Origin of the sequence: Thiocapsa sp. C2-2m, assembly GCF_041903745.1 — a bacterium.
GTDB classification, from domain to species: domain Bacteria; phylum Pseudomonadota; class Gammaproteobacteria; order Chromatiales; family Chromatiaceae; genus Thiocapsa; species Thiocapsa roseilacustris.
On record NZ_JBBWVD010000053.1, the window covers coordinates 1 to 11,765 of the forward strand.

15 protein-coding genes and 1 other RNA gene are annotated in these 11,765 nt (G+C 66.2%); 3 read left to right on the forward strand and 13 right to left on the reverse strand.

What is annotated here, in order from left to right; all coding sequences use genetic code 11:
- The first annotated feature begins 154 nt into the window (after positions 1 to 154).
- Both AADX97_RS26140 and AADX97_RS26145 read left to right on the forward strand, forming a co-directional pair.
- On the forward strand, positions 155 to 1,351 hold the full coding sequence (locus AADX97_RS26140) for a class I SAM-dependent rRNA methyltransferase (RefSeq protein ID WP_374236971.1): 1,197 nt from the start codon (positions 155 to 157) through the stop codon (positions 1,349 to 1,351).
- A gap of 150 nt (positions 1,352 to 1,501) precedes the next feature.
- The gene (locus AADX97_RS26145) at positions 1,502 to 2,104 is read left to right on the forward strand and encodes a murein L,D-transpeptidase family protein (RefSeq protein ID WP_374236970.1); all 603 of its coding nucleotides are present in this window, start codon (positions 1,502 to 1,504) and stop codon (positions 2,102 to 2,104) included.
- Between the two features lie 156 nt (positions 2,105 to 2,260).
- On the opposite strand, the gene minE is transcribed toward AADX97_RS26145, so the two are convergent.
- From minE to AADX97_RS26195, 10 genes are all read right to left on the reverse strand, one after another.
- A complete protein-coding gene (gene minE / locus AADX97_RS26150) occupies positions 2,261 to 2,530 on the reverse strand; it encodes a cell division topological specificity factor MinE (RefSeq protein WP_374236969.1) in 270 nt (89 codons plus the stop codon).
- Positions 2,531 to 2,533: 3 nt separating this feature from the next.
- Complete coding sequence (gene minD / locus AADX97_RS26155; protein WP_374236968.1) at positions 2,534 to 3,343, reverse strand: septum site-determining protein MinD; 810 nt, start codon at positions 3,341 to 3,343, stop codon at positions 2,534 to 2,536.
- 49 nt (positions 3,344 to 3,392) lie between these two features.
- The gene (gene minC, locus AADX97_RS26160) at positions 3,393 to 4,184 is read right to left on the reverse strand and encodes a septum site-determining protein MinC (RefSeq protein WP_374236967.1); all 792 of its coding nucleotides are present in this window, start codon (positions 4,182 to 4,184) and stop codon (positions 3,393 to 3,395) included.
- 239 nt (positions 4,185 to 4,423) lie between these two features.
- Complete coding sequence (locus tag AADX97_RS26165) at positions 4,424 to 4,768, reverse strand: histidine triad nucleotide-binding protein (protein WP_374236966.1); 345 nt, start codon at positions 4,766 to 4,768, stop codon at positions 4,424 to 4,426.
- A gap of 34 nt (positions 4,769 to 4,802) precedes the next feature.
- Positions 4,803 to 5,399 (reverse strand): recombination mediator RecR, encoded by a 597-nt coding sequence (gene recR, locus AADX97_RS26170; RefSeq protein WP_374236965.1) that lies wholly within the window; start codon positions 5,397 to 5,399, stop codon positions 4,803 to 4,805.
- Positions 5,400 to 5,414: 15 nt separating this feature from the next.
- Positions 5,415 to 5,738 (reverse strand): YbaB/EbfC family nucleoid-associated protein, encoded by a 324-nt coding sequence (locus tag AADX97_RS26175; protein WP_374236972.1) that lies wholly within the window; start codon positions 5,736 to 5,738, stop codon positions 5,415 to 5,417.
- A 192-nt stretch (positions 5,739 to 5,930) separates the two neighbouring features.
- Positions 5,931 to 7,631, reverse strand: a complete 1,701-nt coding sequence (gene dnaX, locus AADX97_RS26180; RefSeq protein ID WP_374236964.1) for a DNA polymerase III subunit gamma/tau — start codon at positions 7,629 to 7,631, stop codon at positions 5,931 to 5,933.
- A gap of 318 nt (positions 7,632 to 7,949) precedes the next feature.
- An RNA gene (gene ffs, locus AADX97_RS26185) (signal recognition particle sRNA small type) lies at positions 7,950 to 8,046 on the reverse strand.
- A 382-nt stretch (positions 8,047 to 8,428) separates the two neighbouring features.
- Complete coding sequence (locus AADX97_RS26190; protein ID WP_374236963.1) at positions 8,429 to 8,674, reverse strand: hypothetical protein; 246 nt, start codon at positions 8,672 to 8,674, stop codon at positions 8,429 to 8,431.
- Complete coding sequence (locus AADX97_RS26195) at positions 8,631 to 9,065, reverse strand: nucleotidyltransferase family protein (protein WP_374236962.1); 435 nt, start codon at positions 9,063 to 9,065, stop codon at positions 8,631 to 8,633. The genes AADX97_RS26190 and AADX97_RS26195 overlap by 44 nt, the downstream gene beginning before the upstream one ends.
- An 80-nt stretch (positions 9,066 to 9,145) precedes the next feature.
- On the opposite strand from AADX97_RS26195, the gene AADX97_RS26200 reads away from it, so the two are divergent.
- Complete coding sequence (locus AADX97_RS26200) at positions 9,146 to 9,979, forward strand: hypothetical protein (RefSeq protein WP_374236961.1); 834 nt, start codon at positions 9,146 to 9,148, stop codon at positions 9,977 to 9,979.
- Positions 9,980 to 10,180: 201 nt separating this feature from the next.
- Here the strand turns inward: AADX97_RS26200 and AADX97_RS26205 are convergent, their stop codons facing one another.
- The 3 genes from AADX97_RS26205 to AADX97_RS26215 all read right to left on the reverse strand — a co-directional run bounded on the left by AADX97_RS26205 (position 10,181) and on the right by AADX97_RS26215 (position 11,442).
- Positions 10,181 to 10,993, reverse strand: a complete 813-nt coding sequence (locus AADX97_RS26205) for a PqqD family protein (protein ID WP_374236960.1) — start codon at positions 10,991 to 10,993, stop codon at positions 10,181 to 10,183.
- A gap of 16 nt (positions 10,994 to 11,009) precedes the next feature.
- Positions 11,010 to 11,192, reverse strand: coding sequence for a hypothetical protein (locus tag AADX97_RS26210; RefSeq protein ID WP_374236959.1), 183 nt, complete (start codon positions 11,190 to 11,192; stop codon positions 11,010 to 11,012).
- 82 nt (positions 11,193 to 11,274) lie between these two features.
- Positions 11,275 to 11,442, reverse strand: a complete 168-nt coding sequence (locus tag AADX97_RS26215; protein WP_374236958.1) for a hypothetical protein — start codon at positions 11,440 to 11,442, stop codon at positions 11,275 to 11,277.
- Positions 11,443 to 11,765: the final 323 nt, after the last annotated feature.

Here is an 11,765-nt window from a genome sequence, read left to right on the forward strand (position 1 = left end):
GGGTTCGGGGTTCGGGGTTCGGGATTCGGGGTTCGGCGTTTGGAGAAGGTGGGTCCCGACGAATCCCTTTCCATCCCCGGCCGACTATGGCCGGTTCTGATAGTCTGTTACCGCGCGAGACGATAAGCGCCCAGACACCACAGGACACGCGATCATGAAGACCCAACCCCTCATCCTGAGCAAAGATCAGGAACGCCGCCTCATCGCGGGACACTGCTGGATCTACAGCAACGAGGTCGATACCAAGGCCACGCCGCTGAAGGATTTCCAGCCGGGTCAGCCGGTCGCGATCCGCAGCGACCACGATCGCTGGATCGGTCACGGCTATGCCAATCCGCATTCCTTGATCTGCGCTCGCGTGGTCAGCCGCGATCCGACACAGCCGCTGAGCCCGACCCTGTGGCTGAAGCGCATCCACGATGCCCTGGCCCTGCGCGAACGGCTGTACACGCGCCCCTTCTACCGCCTGATCTTCGGCGAGAGCGACGGGATGCCGGGCTTGGTCGTCGACCGCTACGGCGATCTGCTTGCCGTGCAGATCACCACCGCGGGGATGGAGCGGGTGCAGGGAGAGATCCTGGCCGCACTCGAGCAGGTGCTGCGCCCCAAGGCGATCGTGCTGCGCAACGACACCTCGGTACGCGAGATGGAAGGCCTGACACAGGGCGTCGAGGTCATCCTCGGAACGCCGGAGGACACCCTCCCTCTGATCGAGAACGAGCTGGAGTTTTCCGTCTCACCCCTGACCGGCCAGAAGACCGGCTGGTTCTTCGACCAAGCCGAGAACCGCACCCGACTGGCACGCTACGGCGTCGGTCGACGCGTCCTGGATGTCTGCACCTATATCGGTGCCTGGGGAATACGTGCGGCGGCACTGGGTGCCGAGCAGGTCGTCTGTGTCGACAGCTCGCTGCCGGCGCTGGAGCGAGTCGCCGACAATGCGGCACGCAATCGGCTAACCGGACGCGTCCAAGGCCGACATGGCGATGCCTTCGAGGTGCTGCGTGCGTTGCGCGAGGAGAACGCCCGTTTCGACACCGTGCTCCTCGATCCGCCCGCCTTCATCAAGCGGCGCAAGGACGAAAAGGACGGAGTCCAGGCGTACCTGCGGCTCAATCGACTCGGCATGGAGCTCCTGGAGCCGGGCGGCCTGCTGGTGACCTCCTCATGCTCCTTCCACATGGATCGCGACGCCTTCGTGCGGACCGTCCAGCAGGCGGCGCGCCGTGCCGGGCGTACCCTGCAGTTGCTCGAGACCGGTCAGCAGGGGCCCGATCATCCGGTGCATCCCGCGATCCCGGAGACCGCTTATCTCAAGACACTCTTCTTCCGCGTCCTTCCCGAGTTCTGATCGGCGATTCCGGGGGATCGGCTCGGGATTTCCAGATCGAAAAACCGCCAAACAAGATGGCGTTTTGTCATGCGGTTACCTACACTTTCGCGTGTTGCTCATGAGCACGGCCGAGGCCGTGGCACCCTTCCAGACACCGGATCAGACCCCATGCACACCGACGCGAAAGACCGCACGACCGCCATCGCCGATCACCCCGTCCGCCGACCCGAGCAGGGCGCGCATCGGGTCCGATACCTACTGACGGCGCTCGCCGTTGCGGGCGCTCTGGGACTTACCGGCTGCGGCAGCGCACCGGAGATGGCAACGGTCGAGCCAAGGCATGCGGACAAGGTTGTCGTCAAGAAATCGCAGCGCAAGCTGGAGCTCCACAACAACGGGCGGGTGATCCGCGAGTACCGGATTGCACTTGGAGGCTCACCGGACGGTCACAAGTTCCGCGAGGGAGACCAGCGCACCCCGATTGGCGACTATCTGCTCAACTGGCGCAACCCGAACAGCAACTTCCATAAGTCGATCCACATCTCCTACCCGAGCGAGCGCGACAAGCTCGTCAGTCGCTCGCTCGGCTATTCGAATCCGGGCGGGATGATCATGATTCACGGACTGCCAAATTACGTCCGGTCCGAGGCACTGCGCCAGCAATACGCGAACCGAGATTGGACCCAGGGCTGCATTGCCGTCCAGAACCACGAGATCGAGGAGATCTGGGCGATGGTGCGTGACGGCACGCCGATCAAGATCCTGCCGTAGCTGTAGGGGCGGCTTCAGCCGCCAAAGACCCACAAATTCACGGAATGACGTCGGCAGCGGAATTGGGCGACGTCGGGGGGTGGGGGTGGAGAGAGGGCGGCTGAAGCCGCCCCTACCCGCGCCTACCGCCCCGGCATCGCCGCGCGTCTCCGGCGCTCAGATCCGACCCTGTGCCGTATCCGGCAGAATGATATTGAGCTCGAGGACCTCGTGGCTGTCCTCCTGCTCGTATTTGACGGAGACGGCGTTCATGTCGACCTCCACATACTTGCGGATGACCTCGAGAATCTCCCGCTGAAGCTGGGGGAGATAGGAGGGACGGCCACGCTGCGTACGATCGTGGGCCACCAGGATCTGCAGCCGCTCCTTGGCCACACTTGCAGAGCCCTTCGGTCGTGAGGAGCGGAAGTAGTCGAGTAAACCCATAGGTCAGCCTCTGAAAAAGCGCTTCAGGAAGCCCTTCTTCTCCACTTGGAGAAAACGGTGCGGCACCTCGTCGCCCAAATAGCGAGCAACCGTGTCGGCATACGCCTTGCCGGCATCGCTCTCCCGATCGAGGACCACAGGTACGCCTGAGTTGGATGCGGTCAGGACGGATTTCGACTCCGGAATAACGCCGATCAAGGTCAGCGAGAGGATCTCCTGCACGTCGTCTACACTCAACATCTCACCTTTCTCGACCCGCGCCGGATCGTAGCGAGTGAGCAGAAGAAACTCGCGGATCGGCTCCTCGTTGGACTCGGCCCGGCGCGACTTGCTCGCCAGGATACCCAGCATGCGGTCGGAGTCCCGCACCGAGGAGACCTCGGGATTGGTCACCACGATGGCATCGTCGGCGTAATACATGGCCATGGTCGCGCCGTGCTCGATGCCGGCCGGCGAGTCGCAGACGATGAAATCATATCCGTGGGCCAGCTCCTCGAGCACCCGTCCGACACCTTCCTTGGTCAATGCATCCTTGTCGCGGGTCTGAGAGGCCGGCAGCACATAGAGGTTGTCGCAACGCTTATCGCGGATCAGGGCCTGGTTGAGGTTGGCCTCCTGATTGATGACATTGACGAAATCGTAGACGACACGGCGCTCGCAACCCATGATGAGATCAAGATTGCGCAGACCGACATCGAAATCGATGACAACCGTGCGATGACCGCGTTGCGCCAGTCCCATAGCCAACGCAGCGGACGTGGTCGTTTTGCCGACCCCGCCCTTGCCCGAGGTGATCACAATAATTCTCGCCAAAGTAGCCGCCTCCAAAATGGGATGGTCCGTCGCCCAACCCTGCGTCGGGTCAAAGTTTTTCGATCCTGAGAATCTTCTGGTCCAAATAGATCTGGACGGGCACGCCGCGCAGCTCGCTCGGGATGTTCTCGCTCACCCGGTAATGCCCCGCGACGGACACCAGCTCCGCCTGAAGGTCTTGGCAAAAGATGCGCGCGTCCGTGTTGCCCTTCATGCCGGCCAGCGCACGACCGCGCAACGGACCATAGACATGGATGTTGCCGTCGGCCATCAGCTCCGCGCCTGAGCTCACCGCGGCGATGATGGACAGATCCCCGCCGGCGGCGTAGACGCGTTGCCCCGAGCGCACCGGGCGCGTGACCAGGGTGAAGGCCGCACCTGCGCCTGCATGAGGCGTTGCCGCGGGCTCCGCCTGCTGCACCGAGGGCGCAGCCGCGGCGGAGGCGCTCGGCGCGGGCTCCTCGGGCGCGGCGCTGCGCTCGGTGCGGGTCGCACGGGTCTCGTGCTCGCCGAGGATCGCCAGCTCCATCGCCTCGGCGGCCTCGTTTTGGGCCTTGTTGCCGCCGCGCACACCGAAGGGAATCATGCCGTAGCCGCGCAGCAGGCCGACCAAGAGCGGAAACTCAACCTCGCCGCCGCCCTCGGGAAAGGCACTCAGATCGATGACGACGGGCGTATTGCGAAAAAACTCCGGCGCCTGCTCGACCCGAGCACCCAGCTCGGCGGCGACCGCTTCGATGTCGGCCTCAAGCAGGCGAATGATCGGCAGCGTGAAGCCGGCCGCCTTAAGCTCGAAGACGGCCGGGCGATCCCCGACAGACGTGCGTTGATACCCTGCCATGTTGCTGCTTTCGGGGCAAACGCCCGTCGATCTCCGCTGGAATCAATCAATTAGGTCGTCGTTCGTCGACGAGGTCCGTGTCCCGGTGCAGCACGGCAGATGTGTCGAGAACGTTCGTTGTCGTTGTCGTTGTCGATCATCGATACGATTACGACAACGACAACGAAAATGGTCTCGGGCGTTCTCGGAATCTCTGCTCTGCTTCACTTGCCGTGAGGCGAGTTGCCCTGCAACACCGATCAGCCCGGCGGCCACTGCATGGGACGCCCGCCCAGGATGTGCAGATGCAGGTGGTACACCGTCTGCCCGGCCGCCGCGTTGCAGTTGATCAAGGTCCGGTAACCGCTGGCGGCGATCCCTTCCTGCTCGGCGATCTTGGCCGCAGCCAGGAACAGTTTGCCGATCAGCTCGGCATCCTCGGGCTGCACCGCGTTCAGGGTCGGGATCGGCTTGCGCGGGATCACCAGGATATGTGTGGGCGCTTGCGGGTGAAGGTCTCGGAAAGCGACCAGGTCGTCGTCTTCATAGACGATGTCGGCCGAGACTTCGCCGGAGGCGATCTTGCCGAAAATGGTATCAGACATCGTTGCGATCCGCTCCGTTATGAGACCAATGGTGTCAGAGTTGGCGCCGACCGTTGAAGGCCAACGCCAGCGTCCCGCCGTCCAGATACTCAAGCTCCCCCCCCAGCGGGACACCGTGTGCGATGCGGGTCGCGCTTACTCCGTGCCGATCGGCGGACTCGGCAATGAAATGCGCCGTCGCACTCCCCTCGACGGTCGGGCTGATGGCAAGGATCACCTCGCGCACCTCCCCGCCGCGCAGACGCGCGTCGAGCAGGTCCAGCCCCAGCTCCTCCGGACCGATCCCGTCGAGCGGCGAGAGACGCCCGCCGAGCACGAAATAGAGTCCGCGAAAGTCCGTCGCCTGCTCGATCGCCAGGATCTCGGACGGCTGCTCGACGATGCACAAGAGCCCGGCGTCGCGATGCGGGTTGGTACAGAGCGCACACAGCTCCTGCTCGGTCAGGGTCCGGCAGCGACGACAGCGCCGGATCCGGGTCATGGCGTCGGCCATGATCCGCGCCAGACGTACCCCGCCCTCGCGATCGCGCTCAAGCAGATGGAAGGCGATACGCTGCGCCGACTTGGGCCCGACGCCGGGGAGGCACCGCAAGGCATCGATCAACTGACCGAGAAGCGGGCGCTCGGACACGGCGGCAGTCCGGGCCTAGAAGGGCAGCTTCATCCCGGGCGGCAAGGGCAACCCGGCGGTCAGCTCGGCCATGTTCTCCTTCGCCTTCTCGGCCACGCGCTGGCTTGCGCCGTTGACGGCAGCGGTAATGAGGTCCTCGAGCATCTCCTTGTCGTCGCCCAGCACACCGGGGTCTATCTCCACCCGACTGACCTGATAGCGCCCGTTCATGGTCACCTTGACCATGCCGCCGCCGGACTCGCCGACGACCTCTTCCAAGGCGAGCCGCTCTTGGGCCAGCTTCATGTCTTCCTGCATCTTCTGCGCTTGCTTGAGCAGGTTGCCGATTCCGCCTTTCATCATGCGTTGTCGCGGGAAACCTCGGCCGGAGGGCCAAGGCGGGATAGCGCACGGCGCCGAGCGCCGTCCATCTCCCGCATCCTCTCATCTCGGTTGGCTATCTCTTTGAAAAGATCCGTCGCAGTGCGACCCCAGTCCATCCGAATCTCCGAACGGAGATTCGGCGCAACAGAAACGCCCGGCGCGCCGGTTTCAATCGGTCGGCTCGATACTCCCGGCGATCCAGCTCGCGTCGAGCTCGTCCTGCATCGCGCGCGCAACCGGGTCCGCCTCCATCGCGGAGACCGCCGCCTGGCGACGCTCGCCGGTCTCGCGCTCGCGCCGCTGGGCCAGGGTCTCGCGCTGCGGCCGGGCGACCTGGATATCGAGCTTCACGGCCGTCCCCATGGTCTTTTCCAAGGCGGCGTGGAGGCGCGATTCCGCACCCGGCGAGCGCAGATGCTCCGCGGCCGGGTCCAAGCCGAGCGAGAGCCGCCCGTCCGCCCAGCCTTTCAGATCGCAATGATGGACGATCTGGCTTGCGATCCCGCCCAACTCCAGACGATCGACGAGCTGGAGCCATTCCGCGTGCGAGGTGAGCACGAGCGCACCCGCGGCGCTTGCAATCTCGGTCGGCGCATCGGTTGCGGCCACCGCATGATGCGCCGGCGCAGGCTCGGCGACGCGCGACTCGGCAACCGGTCTGAGCACCAACACCGACGAGCCAACCAAACCGCAGGCGGGCTCGACCGGGCGCGTCGCACCGCCGAACACGGTCTCGCGGAGGGTTGACGGACGCGGCGTCACACGCATCGACTCGTCTCGATTCGAGCCCGGTCGAAACGCCATGGCGCGCAGCAAGACCATCTCGAAACCGGCACGCGGATCGGGGGCAAGCGGCAGATCGGCTTGCCCGGTCAGAGCCACCTGATAATAAAGTTGCAGGTCCTCGGCCGGGAGACGGTCTGCCAGCGCCGTCAAGCGTGCGGCATCCGGGTCGTCCGGGGCCAGCGTCTCGGGCACCTGCTGAAGCAGAGCCAAGCGGTGCAGCAGCGCGATCAGCTCACGCAATAGCTCTTCGAAATCCGGCGTCAGGGAGGCCACGCGCTCGACCTCGGCCAGGACTCGCGCTCCGTCGCCCGCCGCCAGTGCATCGAGCAGGTCCAGCGTCAGATCGCCCGGCAGGGTTCCAAGCATCGTGCGCACGCCCGACTCTTCGACCCGCCCGCCGCCGAAGGCGATCGCTTGATCAAGCAGACTCAAGCCGTCGCGCATGCTGCCGTCGGCCCCGCGGGCCAGCAAGGGCAGCGCGGAGGCCTGAAACTCAAGCCCCTCGGCCTCCAGGACATGCTGGAGCCGGGCGCGGATCTCCTCGGGCAAGAGGCGGCGCAGATTCAATTGAAGACAGCGCGAGAGCACCGTGACCGGGACCTTCTGCGGGTCGGTGGTCGCGAGCAGGAACTTCACATGCGGCGGCGGCTCCTCCAATGTCTTCAACAAGGCGTTGAAGCTGTGGTTGGAGAACATGTGCACCTCGTCGATCAAATAGACCTTGTAGCGTGCACGGGCCGGGGCATAGGGGACGTTGTCGAGCAACTCGCGGGTCTGGTCGACCTTGGTGCGCGAGGCGGCATCCACCTCGATCAGGTCCACGAAACGCCCGCCATCGATCTCCCGACAGGACGAGCAGACCCCGCAGGGGCGCGCGCTCACACCCTCCTCGCAGTTCAGCGCCTTGGCGAGGATGCGGGCGAGCGTGGTCTTGCCGACTCCACGGGTGCCGGTGAAGAGATAGGCATGATGAAGCTGGTCGCGATCCAGCGCATTGGAGAGCGCGCGGACCACATGCGATTGTCCGACCAGATCATCGAAGCTCTTGGGGCGCCATTTGCGGGCGAGCACCTGGTAGGACATGCGTGGTTCGAGTCGGAGGAATTCCGTTTGGGAGCGGCGAGTATAGTGGTGATTGGTGATTGGTTAGAAACGATTTGTTAAACAGTGAGTTATCGACCTGAAAGCCGAAAACACGGCGCGCACTGAACTCATGATCGGGCACGCCCGTCCGCCGGTGCCGGGCCTTGCGGGCCTTGCGGGCCTTGCCGGTGGCCACCGCGTGACGCAGCCGGCTTTGACCGCGCGGCCTCGAGCGCATGACCTGCGACCGCCAAGACGATGTTCGCGGCATGGGCGACGACGTCCGCTCGCCCGTCCCGATCGGACGGGGGCGGCGGCCGACGCCAGCCACACCCCGGCACACGCTTCAACCGCTGCGGCTGCTCCCTTCCGGGCCTGACCGGGTTCACGGTTTCGCGTTGCGAGGGGACCGGCGCAAGCCACCATGACATCGATATCCGGACCCTGGCCGGGATCGACGCGCAAGGTTAACAAAGCGCACGATCGAAGACAAACGCCCGTGGCCCGACGCGGCAATTCCGCAGTTGACTCCCAGCGGCAGGCAAGACCCCCGGACCGGCAGAACCGCGGGACCGCCGACTTCAGTCGGCGCGTATCCCGGAAGACGGTGCCGACGCGGTCGCTTCCAAAGCGCGTGCCCCCGAGCCGACTGAAGTCGGCGGTCCGGGGCGCCGGTCTCCTAGCCGGCGCGACCGAACAGAGCATTCGTCATGGACGACCGTGAATGGCTGGGCGGCATTAGGAACGGCGGATCCTTTGGACAACCGGCGCGGACAACCCGATGCTCTTCACCTTGCTCAAGGATCCAGGCGTTGGTCTGGTGTCCGAACCCCGACCGACGTCGCACGGGTCTCCCGCCGCGCGCGCCAGCCTCGCATCAGGTTGCGATACTTGGCCGCCAACCAGGCCGGTGTCACGACGCGACGATTCAGATTCGACAGCCGCCACGCCAGGCGCATGACCTGCCAGCGCCAGGCGAGCAGCAGATCCAGGCGCGGGTCATCGAGCCGCCGCCGGCAGGGTGCGCAAGCGGGCAAACTCAAGCAGTTGACGCAGGGAACGCCTGTCGGACCAAAAGGCCCGGAGCGCCGCGCCCGCACGGTCGGCCTGATCGGCCGGCACGCCCAGATCCAGATCACACAGCACCCGAGCGAAGGCCAGCGGGTACTGATCCGGCAGCAGGGCGATAGCGCCCTTGAGCAAAACGGGGACGATGTCGGCCTGATTCAAGATCTCCGCGGTCTCCCGCAACACCCGGCGCAGCCGGCGATTGCGGTCGTCATTGAGCTCATGGAGGCAAGCAAGTGCCTGGCGGACATCCTCCGGCACCGACGCGAGTGTCCCGCGCGCCTCGAGTGTCGCATAGAGGCTCGGGGCCACCAGGTGGGCAGTGGCCAGACCATCGATGGCGATCGCGCGTTGCGAGACAGCCAAGAAGTGTTCGCGACGCCGGGCCTGTTCTATACTCGAAACGCGCCACCCTCTTTGCCGCCGCCACCGCGCCGGAGCCGCCAATGTCCACATACGCCCTGCCTGTCAGCGCCTCCCCCCCGCCCGCGCTCGCCGCGGAGATCGCGCGCGCGCGCCTCTCGCGTCAGCCCTTTCCGCCCGAGGCCACCCTCGGCATTCCCTATTACGACGACGAATTCGACATGGCGCAATCGACGGCACACTCGGCCACGATCCGCGACTTGGGGCCGTTTCTGGACCGGCTCGCCGACTGGACCAGCCTGCGGGTCTTGAGCGATAACCCGGTCTGGTACTGGGTCCACGAGGACGAGCAGCAGCGCATTCTCTATCCGGACTATGCGCTGGCCGACACGCCGACCCCGGAACGGGCATTGGCCGCCGACCTGCGCCTGGCGCTGGAGGTGGTGAGCACCGAGCGCCCGGAGAAGGAGCGCAAGGATAGCGAGCGGATGCGCGAGCGCAATGCCGCCAACGGGGTGCCGGAGTTCGGGTTGCTGTATCCGGAGCCGGAGGATGCGCGCGCGCTGCGTTGGTTCCAGCTCGATGCGGCCAGTGGCCTCTATCGGGAAGCGGCGCTGCCGGCGGAGCGGCGGTTTCGCAGCCAGGCGGTGCCGGGGCTGGAGCTGGAGGTGCTGGAAGCGACCGCGTGGCGGCCGGGGCGCAAGGTGCGGCTGTGGTATCGGGGGGCGCGGATCCCGAGTGCGGAGGAAGAAGCCCGCCGGGCCGATCAGGAAGCGCGCCGGGCCGAGGAAGAAACGCGCCGGGCCCATCAGGAGTCACTCCGGGCCGATCAGGAATCACGCCGGGCCGATGCGGCCGAGACCGAAAACGCCCGTCTGCTGGCGCTGCTGCGACAGGCGGGAGTGGTGTCGGAGTAATCAGCGGCTCCAGACAATGCCGACGCACGCCGGCGGGCAGGCAGGATGACATGGCCCAAGGGCCGTGGAGGCATTGAGATCGGATTCGGCGAAGGGCGCCGTCTCGTTGAGGTCGGCCGGGTCCTCGTCATTCCGGACGTCGTGCCATTGTCCCCAGGCATGCGTCCACCTGCTGTAACCCGGTCATCAGGTCCGGATAGGTCAGTGAACAGACCGGCAGCGCCTCGATCCAGCGGGCCAAATCAGCCAGTTTCTCCTGCGTGAGGTCGCGGAGCACCGCTTCGGCGCCGAGGATCCCTGCAGCGCCTGAACCGGGGACAGCGGTGCCACGCAGGCGGCCGCCTCCGGGGCATAGCGCGGCAACAGCAGACAGACCGGGCGCACCGGCCCGGTGACGGCGGGACCACGGGCGGGCACGAAGCGCACGCGCTGGCCAAACCGCGCCACCACCGGGGCCTGCTCAAGATCCGGTCGAAAAGGCGTGAGCATCGGCCAGCTGCCGGGTTTGAGACAGAGCGGCAGATTCAGCCCCAACAGATCCCCCGCCGGGGTCACCGGCACCACGTCGTCGCTCAGCAAGGCAAAGCCGGCGGCATTCAGCGCCGCCGCCAGCGTGGTCTTGCCCGATCCGTCCGGTGCGACCAGCAGCAGCCCCTGCCCGTCCGGCGCGACCAGACCCGCGCCGTGGAGCACGATCAGCTGTTCGGCGGGCCGGCAGCCCAGATGGCTCAGGGCCGTGAGGGTCGCGAGCAGGGCCGTATCAAGTCCCCGTCCGCGTTCGACGGTGTCGCCGTCGCGCGCGAGCCGCCAGTCGGCAACCAGGGCCATGACCTGATCGCGCGCCGGCGCCGGCGGCAGCGCGAAGCGCTCCACGAGCAATCCGGCCAGCCGCTCCGGCGCCACCCCGGCGGTATGCAGATCCCAGAGCGCGCTCGCGGCCGCGTCGAGCACGCACAGCCGCCGGTCGCCGGGGCGGGCGATCAAGCGGCTGTTGTCTAGGGCGGTGGAGATCAAGGAGGACGGACCGAGGTTAGAGCGGACTCGCCGCAGCGGACCGCGGCGTCGCCACCAGGCTCAGCATGGTCGGGGCGGTCCAGGCCGCCAGGGCGCCGAGCTTGGCCAGGGCCGCGCGCCGCTCGGGGTCGGTCATGTCCGGGGCCGGATCGTCGGTCGCGGGTAGGGACGGTGTCGGATCTTCGTTTGGGTGCATCATCGTGGTCTCATGCAGTGGGTTCGAGGAAAACAGCATCCTGCCCCGCCGGCGCGGCGGGGCAGGGCTTCGGAGCGGGCCCGGCTTAGGGTTGGCCGAGATACCGCCAGATGAAGGCGCCCTTGCCGCTGGTCAGGGTCACCCGGTAGCCCTTTAGGTTGGCCTTGGCGGTAGGGATCAAGGTCCGTCCCGTGGTGCGGTCGAGCAGGCGCGAGCGCTGCAGGATCTCGGGCGGGCCCTCCCAGGTCAGCACCACCGGCTGGCCGGGACCGCGCTGGGCAACGTACCCGACGACGACATCCAGTATCTGCTCGATCTGGGCCTGCTGCGTCAGCAGGGCGGTGGCCTGACCGTCGCCAATCCCATCTACCGCGAGGTGCTGCCGCGCATGCTGGCCTTCACCCCGTAGGCCTCCCTGCCGCAGATCAGCCCGACCTGGCTTGGTGGCGTCAGTCCATGAGTGTGTCGTTCGCGTCGCATGCTGGCGGCGGGGTTAAACCTTGCCGATCACCTCAAGCGATCTGACACGGCGAACCAGACACATACGACACCAAGGAGGCCCTGCGATCGATTCCG